This is a genomic window from Sphingomonas gei (genome assembly GCF_004792685.1).
In the GTDB taxonomy this organism is placed as follows: domain Bacteria; phylum Pseudomonadota; class Alphaproteobacteria; order Sphingomonadales; family Sphingomonadaceae; genus Sphingomonas; species Sphingomonas gei.
In genome coordinates, this window is record NZ_SRXT01000003.1 from 349,062 (window position 1) to 368,996 (window position 19,935).

Consider the following 19,935-nt stretch of genomic DNA (forward strand, 5'->3'; position numbering starts at 1 on the left):
GAGCGCAATGCATTCAACTTGCTTTATAGGAGGTTACCACGCGCTTCGGCGCGGTCGCGGCAATTGAGTCTCAGGGAAAGATCGCGCCGACCAAGGCGGCCAGGCGCGACGGATCGCAATCGTCGAGCAGGATTTCGAGCGGGGGATTGCTGCTGTAGCCGATCATCCGCCCGTCGCGGTCCGCACCGACCGAGAGCAGCCGCCAGCCGGTTTCCTCACGCAATGCCGCGAGGCCGCCAGGAGCAGGAAAGCGATCGGGGTCGACGATTACCACGGCCTGGCCGGGTAGGCCGCCGCCCAACGAGGCGCGGCAGACCTTGAGCCCGAAGGCGCGTGGACCGGCGGCGTGCGGCGCCTCGACCTTTTCGGGGGTGGGCGTGTCGGCGATCAGCCCCGCTGCGAGCGGGGCGCCGAGCACCGCGATCAAGCGGATCGATACCGCACCGCCCACCGACAGCGGCGCCACGACCGCGACCGGGGCAGGGACCCCGGCCTGCAAGCCGGCGGATATCTCCGCGATCCGGGCGCGGGTGCGCTCGTGGCGCGCGGCCGCGCCGGCGATTTGGCCGAGGACGCCGTCGAGCGCGCCGCTCGCGTGCAAGCCAGTGACCTGTTGGCGGAGCGCGACTTCGTCGGCAACGCGGAGCAGCTGGTACAATGCGCGGTGGGTGGCGGCATTCCAGCGATCGAACGTCTTCTGTGCGTTTTCGATGCGCGACAGAGTCACCGGAGCGATGCCATAGTCCCGTTCGATCGCGGCGATGGTCAGCGCCGGGTCGCCTGCACGTCTGGCGCGCAGTGCCGCGGCGAGCAGGACGGCGAAGCGTTCCTCTGCGAAATCGGGGGCCGCGCCATCGAGGAACGGCTCGGCCCAGGCAGCGATGTCGAACCCGGGGGCGTCGACGTCGAGCAGCAGTTCGCCGGGAGCCTGGTTCAGCGCCGCGGCGATGCGGCGAAGTTCCTCCGCACGCGGGACGACTTCGCCGCGCTCGATCTTGGACAGGCGGATATAGGGAATGTCGGGGATCGCCGAGGCCAGCCGGAGCAGCCTGACATGGCCGGCCGCGCGGCGCTGCTCGCGCATGCGATTGGGGAAGACGAAACAGCGATGCAGGTCGACCGGTACCTCGCCGGCCGCCGCACGGGCTCCGCCCTGCCGCTTTCCCTTCCCCTTCGCCATCGCCACGCCAGTCCCCCCGCGGACTTTTGCCGCTTGTGACCAATCATGAAGCGAAACAAGAATAATGCAAGGTTAACGCTATATCCTTTAATAGAATAAGCGTGTCTTATAGTGAAACTGCAATTCAAACTTAATGGAGCGAGCGCTCCTGGCGCTGGGCGAGCAATGCGCAAGGGCCCGACCGGTCGAGAGCGACGATCGCGAGCAATGGAGCGCCGCCGTTCGCCTGACGGAATAGCCAGCCCGACGCCGATGGAGCGGGATGATCGGGTGCAAAGGCGACGCCGATGCCGTCGGTGATCACGCCATAGCCTGCGGGCGGGCTCGGCCAGCGACCGGCGAGATATTCAAGCAATTCGGCCGCGGCTTCCTGCAATGCGCCTTCTTCGGTGTCGACTGCGCAGAAGCCTGCGGGCGATGCGCTGATCTCGGCAACCTTGGCGAAATCGTCCGAACGCCACCAGAGCAAGCGGATCGCGCCGGCGGCATCGGTCTCGAGACCCATGAACAGTCCCGCGCCTTCGGGCAGGAGCGGCAGCGCGCAGCGCGCCACCTCGCGGGCCAGGGCAGTCAGGCGGCGATTGGGGCGGGGCATCATTGCCCAGCCGCCAGACGGGCCTTCGCTCGTTTTGATCTCGCCGTACATCAGGGCCCTCTCCTCTATCTGCCTATATTATAGGAGAAATACGGACAGACGGTGTGTCTCGGACATATCCGACGCGATTAGTGCAGCACGGCGCGCAAAGGCGTGGCGGCCTGGGCGACGAGCACCGCTTCGACGCGTTCGACGCTCTCGACCGGGGCGGCCAAAACAATGCTCAGTTCGGCCGGCTGGATGGCGCGGACGCTGGCAAGCAGGTTGTGCGGCTGGTCCGCATCGGGGAGCAGCGAGGTGGTGGCGGGGGCCGGCTGGCGGCGCTTGGTCGCCGGGCGGTCATATTCGGCCATCACCGCGAAGCGCGGATCGGCAGCGGCGATCTCGGCGAGCGTCTTGGCGGCGCGCTTGGTGATCTGGCGGACGCGCTCCTTGGTGACGCCGGTCTCGAGCGAGAGATCGTCGAGCGTCGACGCCTGGAACACGCGGCGGACGACGATGTCGCGGTCGCGGGCGAGCTTGGCTTCCAGCTTTTCGAGCTCGGCGGGATCGATACCGTAGGTGGCGGTGCGGAGCCGCGGGCCTTCGCGGCGCAGCGCGGCTTCCTCCCGCTTCGGACGGGGACGACGGCGCAGCGCCTCGATGCCGACTTTGCGGAGATGATCGACATAGGCGTCGACCAGCGAGGCGATGGCGCCTTCCGAGAGATAGTCCGAAGCGGCGGCTTCGGTGCGGGCGAGTGCGTCCTCGTCGGCGATCAGCGTCTCGGGCGACATTTCCTCGCCATCGACCCCGACCGAAAGCGCGTTGAGCGACACGGTGGTCGCCTCGACCTTCTTCGCCGAGGGGCGCTGATCGGTCATCAGGCGAAAGCGGAGGCTCTGCAGCTCGCCGCGGATCTGCCAGTTCACGAACGTGGTGAACTGCGCCTTGGCAGGGTCATAGGCTTCGATCGCGCGGTGCACGGCGATGGCGCAGCACTGCTCGGCATCGTCCCAATGGGCGACCAGGCCGTATTGGCGGATGAAATGGCGGATGCGCGGGGCGATCAGCTTGAGGATATGGGCGAAGGCACGGTCGACATACACGCGCTGGCGGTTGGTTCGATTGCCGTCGGCGGGCGTGTTCTCGATGACGGTGGCGACGGCGGCTTCGAGTGCGATCGTGATCTTCGACATTTCTGTTTCCCCTGCTTCGCGAGCCGCCGTGAGGCCGCCCTTTCGACAGGGACACTGATGCCAGTTAATCCTTTAACGGATGTAAACCGATCCTATATGTAGAAATACGCAGTGGGGATCGTCCGTAGGTCGAGGGGAACTCCCGAAAATCTGCGACCTACAATGGTTTACGGCCTGATAACCGCGCCATTTTCGAGTGGTAAACGGTGATTTCGTTATAGGAAGAATTTTACGCCGCGAATGTTTCGGGGCGAATTCTTCGATCGATGAAGCCCAGCAGCCACTGGCGATGGGCCTGCGTGGCGTTGCCCGCACTCGCGATGCGCTGGTCTGCGGCGGACGAACCGATCTGGGCCGAAAGCAGCATCCGGGCGCGTCCGGCATCAATCCCGCCGCTCAGGAACTTCTTCGCGTCCCCCAGCCCGAGATGGTGGCCGAGATAGGCGGCCTTGGCGAGCGTCTCGGCATCGGTGCGGACGCGCACGCCGCCTTGTTCGAGCCGGTCGAGATTGGTCTTGGCGAGATCGGCGACGCCGAGGATCGAGGCGCTGGGATCATAGCGCAGCGCAAGCAGTTCGGCGCGATTGCCGGTCTGCAGGCGGCCGCGGCCGTCGAGCCAGCCGCGATCGGCGGCATAGCCGTTGAGCCAGGTGCCCTGGGTCTGGGCGAGTTCCTGCCACGTGCCGCTGAGGAACTGGCCGAGGCCGGCGGCGCTCGATCGCGGATTGCGCGAATGGGTGTTCCAGCTGCCGTCGCCGGTCTTGGCGGCTTCGGCATCGACGATCGCGGCGAGCGCGGTGGCCGGGATGCCGGTGCGCGCCTCCGCAGTGGCGAAGGTGGCGGCATAGCGCGCATTGGCGCCGAGCTGGAGCGTGCCGCTGCCCGCGGCGCCATCACCGGTCGACAATCGCACGGGCGTGTAAGCCGTGTGCGATTCCTCGGGATCGATCGTTCCGGCGCCAGTAGTGCCCGCACCGACCTTGACGGCGGGGCTGGCGACGCTCGCAACGGCCGGCTGGTGACAATTGCACGCGCAGTGGCAGGCGCATGCGGCCGGCGCGCCGGAAATGCCCTCGCGCCCGCCGAGCAGGCCGAGCAGCGAGTCCATGTTCATGTTGTTGCCGCCGAAGGGCGAATTGTCGCGGGCGTCCTTATTGTCGCCATCGCCGAGCGCGGCCCGCCACAGCCGGCTCGACAGCTGCGACTGCGCCTCCGCATAGATCACTTCCGCGCGCTTGGCGGGCGGGAGCGCGGCGAGTTGCGCCGGATTGATCATGCCGGCCGCCGGACGGCGGCGCGGGCGCGCAGGAAGCGCGCCGCGGCGATATCGTCGCCCGCGCTCTGTTCGGCGAGGGCGATGGTGCGTTCCGCGTCCTCTTCGTAGCGCTCGGCAGCGCCTTCGATCGCGCGCATCGTGCCATAGGCCTCGACGGCCTTGTCGCGCAGCCGGACCAGCCGGGCCTGGGCGAGGTAGGCGGCTTCGTCGAGACGCGCGCGTTCGGCTTTCATCCGCGCAGTCCAGGCGTCGCTGGCGAAGGGCAAAGCGGAGGCGAGCGCGCGCTCCTGACGCAGCGTCGCGTCGTGCGCACGGGTCTGGCTCTCGAGCGTCGTGATCCGCTCGACTTCGACGCTGATCGATACCTTGACGGCATCGACTTCGCGGCGGTGGACGCGCAGCGCGGTGTCGAACGGAGTCATGCGGCCATTCCGAGCGGCTCGACGGCAAAGGCCTCGCTGCCGACGATTTCCGCCAGCGCGGCGAAGGCGGCATCGGCATTGCCGCGCTCGTTCTTGCCCTGATTGATCAGCGCCTCAATCTGCGGAGCGAGTGCGACGGCGCGGTCGACTTCCTCGGACGAGCCGGCCTTGTAGGCGCCGAGGCGGACCATCTCTTCCATGTCGGCATAGGTCGACAGCAATTTGCGTGCGGCGATGCGCGTCGCATTCTGCTCATCGTTCATGCAATGGGGGAGAGTACGCGACACCGATTTGAGCACGTCGATCGCCGGATAGCGGCCGCGCTCGGCGATCGCGCGGCGCATCACGACGTGGCCGTCGAGGATGCCGCGCACCGCGTCGGCGATCGGCTCATTATGGTCGTCGCCGTCGACGAGAACGGTGAACAGGCCGGTGATCATGCCCTTGCCCGGCTCGCCGGGGCCGGCGCGCTCGAGCAGACGGGGCAGTTCGGCGAAAACGGTGGGGGTGTAGCCCTTGGTCGCGGGCGGCTCGCCCGAGGCCAAGCCGATCTCGCGCTGCGCCATTGCGAAACGCGTGACCGAATCCATCAGGCAGAGGACGTTGAGGCCCTGATCGCGGAAATGCTCGGCGATGGCGAGGGTGGTCCATGCGGCCTGGCGGCGCATGAGAGCAGGCTCGTCCGAGGTGGCGACGACGACGACCGAGCGGGCCATGCCTTCGGGGCCGAGATCGTCTTCGATGAATTCCTGAACCTCACGGCCGCGCTCGCCGATCAGGCCAATGACCGCGACGTCGCACTGCGTCCAGCGCGCGAGCATCGACAGCAAGACCGACTTGCCGACGCCAGATCCCGCGAACAGCCCGAGCCGCTGGCCGACGCAGAGCGGCGCGAACATGTCGAGCGTGCGAACGCCGGTCTCGATGCGCTGGCCGACGCGCGCACGGTTGGAGGCAGCGGGAGGCGAGGCCTTGATCGGCTGGGGGTCGGCGCCATTGGGAAGCGTGCCCTGGCCGTCGACCGGACGGCCGAGGCCATCGATCATGCGGCCGAGCCATGCGGCGGACGGGCGGATGCTGAACTGACCGGCGGCGAGCTCGGCGCGCGAGCCGAGACCGACGCCTTGCGGGTCGACGAAGGGGAGGCAGAGCGCGACGTTGCGATCTAGCGCAGTGACTTCGGCTTCGACCTTGCCGTTGGAACCCTGGATTTCGACGCGGCTGCCGATCTGCGCGACGCCGGCGAGCCCCTCCACTTCGATCAGCGCGCCGCGAACCGCGACCACGCTGCCGAAGCGGCGATCGGGCACCATCGTGCGGATCGCGCGGGCGGCGCTGGCGAGAGTCTGCACCGGCGGCGGTCCTTACGCGGCCTGGGCTTCGGTCGCGACATTCTCGAAGCCGATCAGTTCGCGCGCGGCCGAGAGCGCCTTGTAATAGTCGCCCTGCGCCATGTCGTGGGCGAAGGCGATGCACGCAGTGCGCGCCTCGGGAGCAGTAAGCGTGGCGACCAGAGCGCCGATCAGCGCCACGACATTGTCCTGGTGCTGGCTGCGATTGGCCGGATCGATATATGCGAGCATCGCAGCGAAATAGAGCTGGCGGGCCGGCGTGGTGGCTTCCTCGGGCTGCATGACTTCGCGGCCGCGCAGGATCGAAACCTGGTTCTCGACCACGATCTGCGTACGGCCCACAGCGCGCAGGACGGCACCGTTGACGATCACCTTCTCGCCGTCGCGAAGCGTAATGCGGAGCATGGGGACAAACCTTTCGTGTGCGTTTCCTCCATTATAGGATCGATGCGGCGGACAGGTTTTTTTGCTAGGCAAATTTTGCCGGGCATTTGGTTCGGTCTGCGGTCCTCCTAGAATACACCTGTGGCCTGCGCGATCTATCCGCGGGCGTCGTCAGGAGTAATGACTTGAGCCTCTATTCCGCTCTCTATGCCGGCGTGTCCGGTCTCAGCGCTCAAGCGAGCGCAATGGCGACCGTCGCCGACAACATCACCAACATCAACACCGTCGGGTACAAGGGCGTCGAAGCCCAGTTCCGCACCATGGTCACCGACGGCCGCGCCAAGAGCAACTATTCGGCGGGCGGCGTCGCCGCGGCGCCGATGTCGATGGTTTCGAAGCAGGGTCTGCTCCAGGCTTCGGGCAGCAGCACCGATCTCGCGATCGACGGCGGCGGCTTCTTCGTGACGCGCGCCAGTTCGGACTCGAGCGGCGACGTCGCCTATACCCGCGCCGGCGCATTCCGTCCCGACGAGGAAGGCTTCCTCCGCAATCCCGCCGGCCTCTATCTCTATGGCTGGCCCCTCGACGCCACCGGCGAATATACCAACACCGGCAGCATCGAAGCGCTCGAGCCGGTGCGCGTGAGCGACCTGGTCGGCACCGCTTCGCCGACCACGCGCATCCAGGCGCGCATGAACCTGCAGTCGACCACCGCGACCTACACGGGTCCTCCTGCTTATACCGCCGGTGGCATGGCCTCAGGCACCGTCACGCCGCAATTCTCCCGCTCGTTCGACGTGTCGGACGCGCAGGGCGGCACGCACCGCGTGACGATGGGCTTCATCAAGACCGGTCCGAACACCTGGCAGAGCGAAGTCTATGCGAATCCGGCCAGCGACGTCACCGCCACCAATGGCATGCTCGCCAGCGGCACGATCAAGTTCAACGGCGACGGCAGCCTCGACCGGACCGGTTCGACCGCAGCCTTGTTCAATCCACTCAACGTCACCTGGACCAACGCTGCCGGTTCGGTTCCGATCACGCTGGCGATCGGCAGCGACGACGGCATCGACGGCCTCACCCAGTCCGGCTCCGAGAGCTCGCTGATCTCGTCGAACGTCGATGGCGGCATGCTCGGCAACCTCTCGTCGGTCGAGATCGACAAGAAAGGCGTGGTCAATGCGATCTTCTCCGACGGCTCGAGCCGTTCGGTGTTCCAGCTGCCGATCGCGACCTTCCAGAACCCGGACGGCCTCACCCGTCTGTCGGGCAACGCCTATACGATCAGCCGCGCCTCGGGCGGGATGACGCTCAATGCGCCAGGCCAGCTCGGCGCCGGCAGCATCGCTTCCAACTCGCTGGAGGCCTCGACCGTCGATCTGGCGGGCGAGTTCACCAACATGATCCGCTTCCAGCGCGCCTACAGCGCGTCGTCGAAGATCATCACCACGGTGGACGACATGCTGCGCGAAGTGAGCGACCTGAAGCGTTAATCCTCCAATATCCGAGACCTAAGCGATGTCGCTCAATCACATCCTCGGATCCGCGGTTTCCGGCCTGGCTGCAGCCCAGGCCGGACTCCGCTCGGTTTCCAACAACATCGCCAATGTCGGCGTGGCGGGGTATGCGCGCGAGCGCGTCAACCTCAGCACCGGCGTGGTCTCGGGCCAGGTGGCCGGCGTCGTGGTGGGCGAGCCCAGCCGTGTCGCCGACCGCTTCCTCGAAGCCAATGTCTATCGCCGTGCGGGCGATTATGGTCGCGCGGACGTCACCTCGGGCTATCTCGACCGGCTCCAGTCGCTGCTCGGCCAGCCCGGCGCGGCTTCGGGCCTGCCGGCACGGCTCGACGCGGTAAGCTCGGCGGCAGTCGCGATGACCGGCTCGCAATCGTCGGCGCAGACCGTCGCGGTGTTCACGTCCGACGTGCAGGACGCGATCGATTCGATGCAACAGCTTCAGTCCGATGTCAGCGGGCTGCGAGGTGACGTGGAATCCGAGGTCGGCTATTCGGTCGACAAGATCAACGGCCTGCTCAAGCGCATCCACGATCTCAACATCAGCGTCGCCTCGGCGACGGGCCAGGGCAAGAATGTCGGCGGCGCCGCCGATCAGCGGATGACCGCGATCGAGGAACTGAGCGGGCTGATCGCAGTCAATGTCCGCGACCAGCCCGACGGCCGCGTCACGATCGAGACCGCCAATGGCGGCGTGCTGCTCGACAAGCGGCTGCGCCAGCTGTCCTATCCCAATGGCGGCGGAGGCGGCGCTTCGCAAGCCACGTATCCGACGATCGAGATCCGCTTCGCCGAAGACAGCGGCGCGATGGGTGCAGCGACGGGCGAAAAGCTCGATTCCGCGGCTGTCGGCGGCAAGCTGGGCGGGCTGCTCGACCTGCGCGATCGCGCGCTGCCCGCGTTCAGCGAGCAGATGGGCGTCCTGTTCTCGGGGCTTTCCGAGGCGCTCAATTCGGTTTCAAATGCCGGCAGCACGGTGCCGCCGCCGGTCAGCCTCGACGGCCGCCAGACCGGGCTCGTCGGCAGCGACCGGCTCGGCTTCACCGGCGCCGCGACCTTCGCGGTGACCAAGGCCGACGGCACGCTCGTCGCCAAGACCAGCATCGACTTCGGGGCATTGCCCGCCGGCGCGACGATCGACGACATGGTGTCGGCGATCAACGCCGGGCTGGGCGGATCGGGGACGGCGACCTTCACCGACGGCAAATTGAGCATCAAGGCCAACGGCGCCGGCAACGGCGTGGTCGTCGCGCAGAGCGAAGCCAATCCGAGCGCGCGCGCCGGCGTGGGCGTCTCGCAATATTTCGGACTCAATGACATCGTTCGCAGCGAGTCGAGTTCGCTGGTCCCCTCGGGGCTCGTTGCCGGCGACGCGCACGGCTTTGCGACGGGCGAGACCGCGCAAATCGTGCTGCGCGACGCCACGGGCCGCTCGCTGACCAGCTACACGCTCAGCCCGAGTTCGGGCGGCACCGTCGGCGACCTGGTGACCGAGCTCAATGCCAGCCCGCTGGGCGATTTCGGCGATTTCAGCCTCGACGATCGCGGCCGGATGCGGTTCGAGCCAGCCGGCGCGCTTTCGGGGGCGACGCTGTCGATCCCGTCGGACTCGACCGACCGATTCGGCACCGGGCGCGGCTTCGGCGCGATGCTCGGCCTGACCGGCGCATCGAGCGGGCTCGAAAATGCGCAGGTGCGCCCCGAAGTGCTCGCCACCCCGGCCAAGCTGCCGCTCGCGCGCTTTCAGGAAAACGCTGCGGTGGGCGCCAAGGCGCTCGGCGCAGGCGACACCCGCGGCGCGACTGCGTTCGTGGAAAAGCTGGGCAGCGCGATCGACCTCGGCAAGGACGGCAAGACCACGATCGAGCGCTTTTCGAGCCTGTTGCTCGGCCGCGCCGGGCTGGAGGCGAGCCGGGCGGAGGGCGATCTGCTCGATGCAGCGGCGCGGCGTGACGACGCAGTCAACCGCCGCGACAGCTTCTCTGGCGTCAATATCGACGAGGAACTCTCGCAGATGGTGATCCTGCAGAACAGCTATTCGGCCGCGGCGCGCGTGATCTCCACCGCATCGGAAATGTACGACACCCTGCTCAACATGGTCTGATCGGAACGACAATGACACGCGTAGCCACCATCCCGCTCCAGCGCAGCATGGCGGGCGCTATCCAGCGTTCGCAGGAAGCGCTTGCCATCACCCAGCAGCGCCTCGCGTCCGGCAAGAAGGCGGCGGACTTTGCCGATCTCGGCACCGAGACCGTGCGCAATCTCTCGGCGCACAGTCTGCTGGCGCGGCAGGATGCGCAGTCGACCGTGTCCAAACGCGTCGGCACGACGCTGTCGATTTATCAGGGCCATCTCGAGGGCATCGATAAGGCAGTCGGCGACCTCAAGAACGACATCCTCAACGCCGTCGGCACCGGCGATGCCGCCGGCCTGCAGGAAGCCATCGAAACTGCGTTCAGCCAGTATCGCACGTCGCTCAACGCCAACGAGGGCGGCGCCCCGATGTTCGCCGGCTCGCAGACCGACGGCACGCCGTTCACCCCCGATACGCTCGCCCAAGTCGCCACGACCAGCGCGGCCGACGCATTCAAGGACGACGGGGTTCGCTCCAGCGCGCGCGTCGCCGACGGAGTCGACGTGGTCTATGGCATCACCGCGAGCGCCGTGGGCAAGGATCTGTATGCGGCGTTCAAGACGCTTGCCCAGGCCGGGACGATCGGCTCCAAGCCGACCAGCGCCCAGCTCGACGCGCTCAAGCAGGCTGTGGGACAGCTCGGCACCGGCATCGACAGCCTTCGTGCAGTGAACGCCGATAACGGCCGCAAGCAGAACCAGGTCGAGACGCTGGCCACGCGCGGCGAGCAGCGCGGCCTGCTGCTGGAAGGCGTGATCGAGACCAATGAGGACGCCGATCTCGGCCAGGTTGCGCTCGACCTTGCGCAGCAGAAGACGATGCTGCAGGCCAGCTATTCGGTGTTCGCGCAGCTGTCCGATTTGAGCCTGGTCAATTATATCCGCTGACACGGTTCCCGGTCGAGAGATATAGAGGGGCTGCCGCGCAAGTGGTGGCCCCTTTTCCCGTTGATGATATCTTTTACGACGCCGCGTCGAGCAGGTCGCCGGTCGCCCCTGCGGGACTGGCCTGGGGGATCGCGCTCATCGCCGCGCCGATCGCGGCGGGATCGATGCTGCCAACCTTGCGAGTCAGCACTTCGAATGCCTGGCCGCTCGGCAGCGACTTGAACGCCGCGGCATAGCGCGCGTTCAGCGCCTCGAGCTGGTCCTCGCGGCCGAGCATCGCCAGCGCGACCGCCTGGCGGAGCACCGCTGCCTGGGCGGGTTCGCTCAGGCCGGCCTTGGGCGCGGGGAGGGCGTTCTCGGTGACGAAACTGCCCCAGTCCTTGACCTGCCAGCGCATCTCGGCGCGGATCGCGTGCGCATCGGGCAGGCCCTCCAGCGCGGACATTGCCGCATCGACCTTGCCGAGGCGCAGGAGTGCGACGGCCTGGACGCGCTTGCGGTCCTGGCGCATCGCGTCGGAATAGCTGGGCTGCTCGGTGGTGCGGATTGCGTCGAGCGCGCGATCGGGGCTGCCGGCGAGAATGTGCAGCGACGCCACCTTTACCGACAGCGGCCCCTGCGCGACGTCCTCCGCGCGCTGGGTGAGCTGATATTGCAGCAGCTCGGCGGCGCGGGCGTAGAGCGAGGCGTCCTGGAGGCGGCCGGCGAGGCGCAGCACGAGGGCGTCGCCCTCGGCGCCGGCGGGCGCCAGTTCGCGATAGTCCCAATAAAGGCCCGCGGCTTCGGACAGCGGCACGCCGCTGTCCGGGCCGAGCGCGGCGGAGAGCGCGGCCTGCAGCTCGGCGAGCATCGGCGCAGCCTTCGCGCCAACCTTGAAATAACGGATCAGTGCCGCGCCGGCGCGGAGCTGGGCGCGCAGATCGTGCGCTTCATTGGCAAGGGCGAGCTGGATCTCGAGCACGCGCCGCTCGACGGCGCCACCGCGCCAGCCGAAGCGCAGTGCATCGAGCTGCTTGAGCGCTGCGGCGGGGGAAAGGCTGTGGATTGCCATTCCGGCTTCGATCGTGCCGAGCCTGGCCTGCGCCTTGATCGCGGGATCGCCGCTGAGCGCGGCGCGCTCGAGCCGGAGCTGACCGCCTTGCGGGTCGCCGGTGGCGACCAGCGCGCGACCACGCAATATATTTGCCTCCGGGTCTCGATCGTCGAACAGCTTGAGCCAGGCGAGCGCCGGGCCGGGCTGGCCGGCATCAATCGCGGCACCGGCCGCGGCGAGCACAAAGGGCGCGCGCGCATCGGGGCTGCGGCCGTTGATCGCGGGGAGCGCGCAATTGACCTGGCGGATCGCGGCCTGGGCGTCGCCGGCATGCGCGAGTGCGCGCATCCGCCAGGCACAGGCTTCGGGATTGGCGGCGAGCTCTTCGATCGAGAGCGCCGAAACGGCATCCTCGTCGCGCTCGACGAGCGTCAGCGCGACACCGCGCGCCAGCAGGAAGGGGGCGACCAGGCCGAGGTCGCGGTCGCTGCCCTGCATGACGTCGAGCACGCCGAGCGCATCGGCACCCCGGCCTTCGCCGATCAGGCCCAGCGCATAGTTCCAGCGGCGCAGCTGGCGGTTTTCGGGACGCGAGGCGGCGAGCAGCGCCCAACCGGTCTCGCCGGTCTCGCCGTGCCAGCCGGCGCCGCCGGAGATCATCGGCATCTGCGCGAGCTCTGCGGCGAAGGGCGGAAGCACTGCGGCAGCGGCATTGAGGCCTGGCTTTGCCGCAGACGCGGCTTCGGCCGTAGCAACCGGCGCCGCCGCATGCGGCGTGCCGGTGGCGGCACCGGCAAGCAGAGCGATGAGCGCGGTGCGCATCAGCCGAGGCCCATCGGACGCATCACCGCGACCAGCACGCCGCCCGCCACGCAGGCGAGCAGGAACAAGGCCGCGGGAAGCAAGGGGAGGCTGCCTTGGTCGGTTGCTGCCGCGGTAGGGGCGGCCCCGACAGTGCCCGCGCCGCCGACGACTTCGAACGAATTCGCGGCCTCGTCGGCCGTGACGGCGTTGCCGCGGCGGCGGTCGGACCCGCTCGGATCCTTGACGACGCGCATCCGGCCGGGACGTTGATCGTGGCTCACTGGGACACCTTCTGACTCATTTCATTCTATTATAGACGCATGGGCGCGTATTCGACTGCCCGAACCAAGGAGTTTTGAAGTGCGTAAAGGTCTGGCCACGCTTGCGCTGACAATAGTGCTGGTGCCCTTTCCGGGCGGCGGGGCGCAGGCGTCCGGCGGCGGAACTGCCGCGGATGCCGAGGGGCTCAACCTCGTTCCGATGGATGAAGTGATCGTGCCGATCATCGAGTCCGACCGGGTCGCCGGCAATATGCGCTTCAAGCTGGTGCTCGAGACGAAGGATGCGGCGACCGCCGCCAAGGCGACCGCCGAGATGCCGGCGCTGCGCGATACGACCGTTGCCGCCGCGCTCGAATTCGCCCGGCTCAACGCCTCGGGGCTGCGCGCGATCGATGCCGGGCGGCTCGATCACGACCTCAATGCCGCGCTCAAGGCGGCGGAGCCGGGCGTGTCCAAGGTGTTGATCGTCGAAGTCGCCGCCGCGCGGAATTGATCGGCGCAGCGCGGAAAGTTGCTATTGGGCAGGCGAAATGCGTTTTTCGCCCGCCCCACCTCAGCCCCTCCCCTGAAGGGGAGGGGCTTGTTGTTGGTCTGCTTTCAGGATCAGTTTCGCGCCGTGAGCGGCCGCCGCGGCTGACCTCGTGCACGCGGCGTCAGGATGGCTTATCAAGGGGAGACCCACAGGAAGGCCATCACACCGATGACGTTACTAGAGCAATATATCGCCGGCTGGCGGGCGCACGACGTGGCCGCGATCCTCGCAACGCTTACCGCGGATTGCGTCGTCATCGAGAGCTTCGGACCGATCTACCGCGGGCACGATTGGGTAACACGATGGGTCTCGGCCTGGCTGGCTGAGGATGGCCAAGTAATCGACTGGACAGTCCGCGATCTACGATCCTCACCTGAGGCCGAGGCCGCTGAATGGACGTTCCACTACAGGTGGCGCGGTGAGGAAAAGAGCTTTGACGGCGCGACCATCGCGAAGCTGCACGACGGCAAACTCTCGTATTTGCGTGAGTATGCCGCAACCGCGGCGCTCTACGATTGGCGGGGCGAGTGGCAGGCATTTAAATGACGGTATAACCCGCCTCAACGACCTTCCCTTAAACGAAGGCTCAGCAGGACAGCCGTGGCAGGATCGGTCTTCCCGATACGACCATCGCGGCCGCTTTCCCAAGCCCCGTTCCGGATTGGAATTCCCGAAACATCCGGCTGGACACGGCCTTACGGAAATGCCTTCGAAAGCGGACATTGCCTTTGGCCTGCAGCGCCGCTTATGTTTTCGCTTTCGCCCGGGACAAAAGATGCACCAGATGCTCGCCGCCAAGCTCGTTGCCTGCGTTGCCGTGCTCTCGGCAGCAGCACCCGCTGCCGGTAACGACAAGCCAGTCGACGGCCGTTTCGATATAGGCGGGCGCTCCATTCGCCTGGCCTGCAAGGGAACGGGCGGTCCCGTCGTGGTGATCGACGCGGGAATGGGAACGGCGCCCGTCGAAGACCAGGGCTGGCGGATCATAGCGGATCAGGTGGCCCCGGTCACGCGGGTCTGCCTGTACGATCGCGCCGGTCTCGGTGGGAGCGATCCGGCACCGGCAGGGCCGCGCTCCAGCCTCGATGCCGCGGCGGACCTGCACGCCGTTTTGTCCGCCGCCGGGATAAAGGGGCCCTATCTTCTGGTCGGCCACTCGATAGGCGGGCTCCATGCGCAGGTGTTCGCAGCCAAATATCCTGCCGACACCGCCGGGCTCGTATTGGTGTCCACGACGCATCCCGATCAGTTCTCGAGATGGCTGGCGCTGTTGCCCGCGGCCACATCGGACGAGGAAAAGGCAGTGACCGAAGCGCGCGCCTTCCTCACCAGCGTGCAGGCAGATCCGAGCAAGAACGAAGAGCGGCTGGACATGCGGGCAAGCGCGCGCGAAGCACATCTGCTCACTTCGCTCGGCAGCAAGCCAGTGATCGTTGCCACCCACAGCCCGCGCTTCCGGATGGTGCCCGGATTGTCGGAACCGCTTGCCGTCAAATTGGAAGACGCAACGCAGCGCATGCAGCGCGAATATCTGTCGCTGTCGACCAATGCGCATCAGAACATCGCCGAACGCGCGGGCCATGGCCTGCCACACGAAGCACCGAAGTTCGTAGTCGACAATATATTCGAAGGCGTCGCGGCAGTCCGGCAGCAGTCGGCTCGGTAGTGAATTGCCCGGCCTAGCTTCCTGAGGCCAGAAACGGAAAGGCCGAGGTCGCTTCCGGCCTCTCGCGTTCCTCTACCGTTGCGACGCTTATTTGCGCGCCCGCACCCCTCCCTGCGGCGGCGGCGTGACCGCGGCGATGCGCGCCGATCGGCGGGCGAGCGCCATGCTCAGCGCGGCGGCGCCCTTGGGAGTCATCGCGGCCATGATCATGCCAGTCGAGCGCTCGCGCATGCGCTGGGCGACCTTCATCTGCACTTCCATGTCGAGCTGCTCGAAGACCAACGCGGCGGCCTTGGGCTTCATCGCCTGATAGATACGGGCGAGCTCGTCGAACTGCGCCTCGGGCGCCTCGGCGACGCCGCCGGCGGCCGCGCCGGGCACGCCGGGCGCAGCGGTGCCCTGGCCTTGCTTCTGGCGTGCTTCGAGATCGGCCTGGAGGCGCGCCTGCGCGGCCTTGGTCGCCTGTTCGCGCAAGTCGAGCCCGCGTTTGCGGCGTGCGGCGGCGGTGTCGCGCTCGGCGATGTCCTGGTCGATCGAGCTGCCGAGCCGGGTCTTCGACGCGCCGTTCTGCGTCGCGGTCGACGCAATCGTAGAGGCGTTGGCAACGACCGCGAGCCCCGCAGCGGCCGCGGTCATCAGCAGGAGCGAAGGGCGGGCCATCAAACGAGCTCGGTTTCGGGCTTGGCTTCGGCGTCTTCGGCTTCCGCTTGCGCCGCGCGTAGTGCATTTGCCAGGCCGACGGCGTTGACGACTCGCTCGCACGAGGAGTCGGCGATGCCGATCATGTCCGACAGCTCGTCGCGAAGCCCGCGGGCCTGATCGACGAGGCGCGCGTGCTGGGCGCAATCGGTGCTCAGCGTCAGCTTCATCTCCGAGAGCACCGAGCGCGCGCCGGCGGTAGCCTTTTCGAGCGCGGTGACGACTTCGGTGAGCGCGCCGTCCTTGACGGTGCGCAGGCTGCGCATCATCCGGACGCTCTGCACGAGCACGGCCATGCACAGGATCATCGTCAGAGCGTTGGCGAGAATGGCGAAGCTCATGATTTCATCTTTCCCTGGGAAACATCGTTGATCAGGCGCACGGCGACCTTGCCGCGGCGCTGGCCGATCTGGGCCTGGGCGAGCGTGACGCCGCCGCAGGCGAGATCGAGCGCGTCGTCAGGGCTCTTGTGGAGCGCAATCGTCTGGCCGACCTCGAGCGCCTTGAGCTCGGCGATGGCCATGGCCTTCTCGCCGAGGACTACGTCGACGCTGACATGTGTCTTGCGGATCTCGGAGGCCATATGCGCCTCCCAGACGCCGTCGCGGCCGCTCTTCTCGCCCATGAAGCGCTGGAGAAGCTTGTGGCGGACGGGCTCGAGCGTCGCATAAGGGAACACCATCGTGAATTCGCCGCCGCGGCCGAGCATGTCGACGCGGAAGGTTGCGATCGCGCAGATGTTCGACGTGCCGGCGATCGCGGCGAAGCGCGGATTGCTCTCGATACGCTCCAGACTGATATTGATCGGCTCGATCGGCTCGAACGCAGTGGCGAAATCCTTGAGCGCGAACTCGAGCATCCGCGAGACGAGCCCGGTCTCGATCGTGGTGAAGGCGCGGCCGTCGATCAGCGTCGGTGCGCCGCCGCCGCGCCCGCCGAGCAGCGCGTCGACCACGGCGTAGATCAGGCTCGATTCGACGGTGACGAGGCCGAAGCTTTCCCACTCCTCGACCTTGAACACGCCGACCATCGCCGGAAGCATCACGCGATTCATGAATTCGCCGAAGCGGATCGACGTGACGTTTTCGAGGCTGACGTCGATCGCGTCGGACGTGAGCGTGCGCATCGAGCTGGCGAACGCGCGGACCATGCGGTCGCAGACCACTTCGAGCATCGGCAGACGCTCGTGGCTGATGACCGCGGACTCGATGACCGCGCGGAGCCCTTTTTTCTTCGCGACGGGACCGCCGAAATCGCCGAACAGCGCGTCGATGTCCGACTGGTCGAAGCGGGCGTCGCCATCGGCACCCATCGGCGCGACGGGCGGCTCGGGAAGATCGAAATCGTCTAGGTCGATCATTGCTGGACGAGGTCCTGGATGAGGATGTCCTTGACCATGCCCGGGCCGGTCATTTCAGTGGCGCGGACCAGCATCTCTTCCTTGATCCGGAACACCGCGGCGGAGCCGGCGAGATCCTCGGGGCGCAGTTCGCGCAGGAAGGGCTGATAGGCGTCGAGGATCAGTGGCAGCTTTTCCTTGAGCGATTCCGCGGTGCCCTTCGGCCCCGGCACGATCATGAAGTGAATCTTGAGGAAGCGCGAGGCGCCGTCCGGCGAGCGCAGGTTCACGACCATCGCCGGCACGTCGACATAGGCTTGCTTGCTGTCGCCCTCGGCACCGCCATGTCCGGCGCTTTCACCGTCGGCTGCGGCTTCGCCATGGCCTTCGGCGGCGGTCTCGGCCTTGGCTGAACCGCCGGAAAGCAACATCGCAGCGCCGCCGCCGCCGCCGAGCACCAGCGCGCCTACGGCCGCTCCTATAATGATGAGCTTCTTCTTCGACTTGGGCGTGGCGGGATTTGCGCCCTCTGCACCTTCCTCGACGATCTCGGGTGACGACATTTCCCTGGCACCTTTCGAAATCAGCGTGTCGGCAACCGCGCCGGCTGATTTGCTTCTATTATAGGAAGGTCACCCGGCAATTTCTGCCTAGCGACAAATTTCTGAAGGGACCGTCCGGTGGACATCTCGTCTTATGTATTGCTGAGCCAGGAACAGGCGCTTCGGCGCCGGCTCGACGTTGCCGCCAACAATCTCGCCAATATGAATACGGTGGGATTCAAGCGCGAACGGCCGGTGTTTCGTGAATATGTCGAAGAGGGCGAGACCACCGTCACGCCCGACGCCAAGAAGACGTCGTTCGTGCTCGATTACGGCGCGGTCCACGATGCCTCTTCGGGCGGTTTCCAGGTGACCGACAATCCGCTCGACGTAATGATCGAGGGGCAGGGTTATCTGAGCGTCGAAGCGCCCGGCGGCGGCACTGCCTATACGCGGGCAGGTTATATCAAGGTGCTGCAGAGCGGCGAGCTCGCCACGTCGGGCGGTCAGCGGATCCTCGGCGAAGGCGGCAAGCCGATCACGGTCCCGCCTGAGAGCGCCGGTCGCCTGAGCATCGGCCCGGACGGTAGCGTGATGGGCCCCGACGGCCCGCTCGGTCGGCTGACGGTGACGGTGTTCGACGAGGCAAATCTCGATCCGCGCGGCGACGGCATGATGAACGGCAGTAGCGGGCGCGAGCTCACCGCCGCCGAGACCAAGCTCAAATCGGGGGGCGTCGAGGGATCGAACGTCAACGCGATCGTCGAGACCACCGACATGGTCGAGATCCTGCGCGCCTACCAGCAGAGCACCAACCTCAACGAAAGCATGTCCGACCTTCGCAAGAAGGCCATCGACCGGCTCGGCCGCGTCGGCTGATATTCCAGAAAGGACTATTTTAAATGCGTTCGCTCTCCATCGCCTCGACCGGCATGCTCGCGCAGCAGACCAATGTCGACGTCATCTCGAACAACATCGCCAACATGAACACGACGGGGTTCAAGCGCCAGCGTGCCGAGTTCCAGGACCTGCTCTACGAGCAGATCGAGCGTCCCGGCACCGCGACCGGGCCGGATACCAAATCGCCTTCGGGCATCCAGATCGGCGCGGGCGTCAAGACCGGCGGCGTCTATCGCATCCAGCAGCAGGGCGCGCTGCAGGCGACAGAGAACCGCTACGACGTGGCGATCACCGGCCGCGGCTATTTCCAGATCACGCTGCCTTCGGGCGACACGGCTTATACCCGCGACGGCTCGTTCGGCGTGTCGGATCAGGGCGAGCTGGTGACGCAGGACGGGTATCCGGTGCAGCCGGGGATCACGATCCCGCAGAACGCAGTCGACGTGACGATCTCCAAGACCGGCGAGGTCCAGGTGATCGTTTCGGGCGATCCGCAGCCGCAGACCGTCGGCCAGCTCGAACTGGCGACGTTCATGAACGATGCCGGCCTCGAAGCGAAGGGCGAGAACCTGTTCCTCGAGACCGCCGCTTCGGGACAGCCGACCGTCGCCAATCCCGGCGAACCGGGCCTCGGCACGCTCAATCAGGGCTTCATCGAAAGCTCGAACGTCAATTCGGTGGCCGAAATCACTGCGCTGATCACCGCGCAGCGGGCGTATGAAATGAACAGCCGCGTGGTGAAGACCGCCGACGAGATGCTGGCGACGACCAGCCAGCTCCGCTGATGAGCATGCTGCTCGCGCTGGTGCTGCTCGGCGCCGGGCCGGCGGAGGACGTGCAGGTCGCGGTGCTCTCGCACCCGATCGAAAAGGGCACCCGGCTCGAATCTGGCGACTTCGACAGCGAGGCGCGCGCGCCGGCAGCGGCACGCGGCGCGCTTTCGGCCGACGATGCGTCGGGCATGGAAGCCGCGCGCAATTTGACTGCGGGCAATATCGTGCGGCGCTCGGACCTGATGAAGCCGCAACTCGTGCGGCGCGGCGAACCGGTGACGATCCGCATCATCTCCGGCGGGCTGGTGATCACGTCCTCGGGCCGCGCGCTGAACGGCGGCGGGCAGGGCGAAATGGTGCGGGTGGTGACCAACACCACCAATCGCACGCTCGACGGCATGATCGACGGCTCCGGCTCGGTCCGGATCGCCGCGCCGTAAT

The 19,935-nt window shown here is 66.9% G+C and carries 22 protein-coding genes; 9 read left to right on the forward strand and 13 right to left on the reverse strand.

Features of this window, described 5'->3' with window-relative positions; all coding sequences use genetic code 11:
• Positions 1 to 70: 70 nt before the first annotated feature.
• From E5A73_RS08635 to E5A73_RS08665, 7 genes are all read right to left on the reverse strand, one after another.
• Positions 71 to 1,180, reverse strand: coding sequence for a helix-turn-helix domain-containing protein (locus E5A73_RS08635; protein WP_135963413.1), 1,110 nt, complete (start codon positions 1,178 to 1,180; stop codon positions 71 to 73).
• A 130-nt stretch (positions 1,181 to 1,310) separates the two neighbouring features.
• Positions 1,311 to 1,826 carry a hypothetical protein gene (locus E5A73_RS08640; protein WP_240700096.1) on the reverse strand — a complete coding sequence of 172 codons (516 nt, stop codon included), beginning with the start codon at positions 1,824 to 1,826 and terminating at the stop codon, positions 1,311 to 1,313.
• Positions 1,827 to 1,903: 77 nt separating this feature from the next.
• Complete coding sequence (locus E5A73_RS08645) at positions 1,904 to 2,953, reverse strand: sigma factor-like helix-turn-helix DNA-binding protein (RefSeq protein ID WP_135963414.1); 1,050 nt, start codon at positions 2,951 to 2,953, stop codon at positions 1,904 to 1,906.
• Positions 2,954 to 3,182: 229 nt separating this feature from the next.
• The gene (locus E5A73_RS08650; protein ID WP_135963415.1) at positions 3,183 to 4,229 is read right to left on the reverse strand and encodes a peptidoglycan-binding protein; all 1,047 of its coding nucleotides are present in this window, start codon (positions 4,227 to 4,229) and stop codon (positions 3,183 to 3,185) included.
• Complete coding sequence (locus E5A73_RS08655) at positions 4,226 to 4,651, reverse strand: hypothetical protein (protein ID WP_135963416.1); 426 nt, start codon at positions 4,649 to 4,651, stop codon at positions 4,226 to 4,228. Before E5A73_RS08655 ends, E5A73_RS08650 begins: the two co-directional genes overlap by 4 nt.
• Positions 4,648 to 6,003, reverse strand: a complete 1,356-nt coding sequence (gene fliI / locus E5A73_RS08660; protein ID WP_135963417.1) for a flagellar protein export ATPase FliI — start codon at positions 6,001 to 6,003, stop codon at positions 4,648 to 4,650. Before fliI ends, E5A73_RS08655 begins: the two co-directional genes overlap by 4 nt.
• A gap of 12 nt (positions 6,004 to 6,015) precedes the next feature.
• Positions 6,016 to 6,408, reverse strand: a complete 393-nt coding sequence (locus E5A73_RS08665; protein WP_135963418.1) for a flagellar biosynthesis repressor FlbT — start codon at positions 6,406 to 6,408, stop codon at positions 6,016 to 6,018.
• Positions 6,409 to 6,572: 164 nt separating this feature from the next.
• Between E5A73_RS08665 and E5A73_RS08670 the strand changes: the two genes are divergently transcribed.
• From E5A73_RS08670 to E5A73_RS08680, 3 genes are read left to right on the forward strand one after another with little or no spacing between them, the layout of a single operon-like run.
• Complete coding sequence (locus E5A73_RS08670; RefSeq protein ID WP_135963419.1) at positions 6,573 to 7,880, forward strand: flagellar hook protein FlgE; 1,308 nt, start codon at positions 6,573 to 6,575, stop codon at positions 7,878 to 7,880.
• Between the two features lie 25 nt (positions 7,881 to 7,905).
• Positions 7,906 to 10,005, forward strand: coding sequence for a flagellar hook-associated protein FlgK (locus tag E5A73_RS08675; RefSeq protein WP_135963420.1), 2,100 nt, complete (start codon positions 7,906 to 7,908; stop codon positions 10,003 to 10,005).
• 11 nt (positions 10,006 to 10,016) lie between these two features.
• Positions 10,017 to 10,925 carry a flagellin gene (locus tag E5A73_RS08680; RefSeq protein ID WP_135963421.1) on the forward strand — a complete coding sequence of 303 codons (909 nt, stop codon included), beginning with the start codon at positions 10,017 to 10,019 and terminating at the stop codon, positions 10,923 to 10,925.
• Between the two features lie 73 nt (positions 10,926 to 10,998).
• On the opposite strand, the gene E5A73_RS08685 is transcribed toward E5A73_RS08680, so the two are convergent.
• Together E5A73_RS08685 and E5A73_RS08690 are read right to left on the reverse strand one after the other, a co-directional pair.
• Positions 10,999 to 12,780, reverse strand: coding sequence for a hypothetical protein (locus E5A73_RS08685; protein ID WP_135963422.1), 1,782 nt, complete (start codon positions 12,778 to 12,780; stop codon positions 10,999 to 11,001).
• Positions 12,780 to 13,043, reverse strand: a complete 264-nt coding sequence (locus E5A73_RS08690; protein ID WP_240700097.1) for a hypothetical protein — start codon at positions 13,041 to 13,043, stop codon at positions 12,780 to 12,782. The genes E5A73_RS08685 and E5A73_RS08690 overlap by 1 nt, the downstream gene beginning before the upstream one ends.
• 79 nt (positions 13,044 to 13,122) lie before the next feature.
• Between E5A73_RS08690 and E5A73_RS08695 the strand changes: the two genes are divergently transcribed.
• From E5A73_RS08695 to E5A73_RS08705, 3 genes are all read left to right on the forward strand, one after another.
• On the forward strand, positions 13,123 to 13,536 hold the full coding sequence (locus E5A73_RS08695) for a hypothetical protein (protein ID WP_135963423.1): 414 nt from the start codon (positions 13,123 to 13,125) through the stop codon (positions 13,534 to 13,536).
• A 165-nt stretch (positions 13,537 to 13,701) separates the two neighbouring features.
• On the forward strand, positions 13,702 to 14,121 hold the full coding sequence (locus E5A73_RS08700; RefSeq protein WP_206366431.1) for a nuclear transport factor 2 family protein: 420 nt from the start codon (positions 13,702 to 13,704) through the stop codon (positions 14,119 to 14,121).
• Positions 14,122 to 14,350: 229 nt separating this feature from the next.
• Entirely contained in the window at positions 14,351 to 15,241 is an 891-nt protein-coding gene (locus E5A73_RS08705; RefSeq protein ID WP_168355863.1) for an alpha/beta fold hydrolase, read from the forward strand.
• An 87-nt stretch (positions 15,242 to 15,328) separates the two neighbouring features.
• On the opposite strand, the gene E5A73_RS08710 is transcribed toward E5A73_RS08705, so the two are convergent.
• From E5A73_RS08710 to E5A73_RS08725, 4 genes are read right to left on the reverse strand one after another with little or no spacing between them, the layout of a single operon-like run.
• Entirely contained in the window at positions 15,329 to 15,901 is a 573-nt protein-coding gene (locus E5A73_RS08710; protein ID WP_168355864.1) for a MotE family protein, read from the reverse strand.
• Entirely contained in the window at positions 15,901 to 16,281 is a 381-nt protein-coding gene (locus E5A73_RS08715; RefSeq protein ID WP_135963426.1) for a DUF6468 domain-containing protein, read from the reverse strand. Before E5A73_RS08715 ends, E5A73_RS08710 begins: the two co-directional genes overlap by 1 nt.
• Entirely contained in the window at positions 16,278 to 17,300 is a 1,023-nt protein-coding gene (gene fliM, locus E5A73_RS08720) for a flagellar motor switch protein FliM (RefSeq protein ID WP_135963427.1), read from the reverse strand. The genes E5A73_RS08715 and fliM overlap by 4 nt, the downstream gene beginning before the upstream one ends.
• Positions 17,297 to 17,842: a flagellar basal body-associated FliL family protein gene (locus E5A73_RS08725; RefSeq protein ID WP_135963428.1), complete on the reverse strand. Its 546-nt coding sequence runs from the start codon at positions 17,840 to 17,842 to the stop codon at positions 17,297 to 17,299. Before E5A73_RS08725 ends, fliM begins: the two co-directional genes overlap by 4 nt.
• A gap of 117 nt (positions 17,843 to 17,959) precedes the next feature.
• Between E5A73_RS08725 and E5A73_RS08730 the strand changes: the two genes are divergently transcribed.
• The 3 genes from E5A73_RS08730 to flgA are packed head-to-tail and all read left to right on the forward strand — an operon-like array spanning position 17,960 to position 19,934.
• A complete protein-coding gene (locus E5A73_RS08730) occupies positions 17,960 to 18,700 on the forward strand; it encodes a flagellar hook-basal body complex protein (RefSeq protein ID WP_135963429.1) in 741 nt (246 codons plus the stop codon).
• Between the two features lie 23 nt (positions 18,701 to 18,723).
• Positions 18,724 to 19,506 (forward strand): flagellar basal-body rod protein FlgG, encoded by a 783-nt coding sequence (gene flgG, locus E5A73_RS08735; protein WP_135963430.1) that lies wholly within the window; start codon positions 18,724 to 18,726, stop codon positions 19,504 to 19,506.
• Positions 19,506 to 19,934, forward strand: a complete 429-nt coding sequence (gene flgA / locus E5A73_RS08740) for a flagellar basal body P-ring formation chaperone FlgA (protein ID WP_135963431.1) — start codon at positions 19,506 to 19,508, stop codon at positions 19,932 to 19,934. Before flgG ends, flgA begins: the two co-directional genes overlap by 1 nt.
• Position 19,935 lies beyond the last annotated feature (1 nt).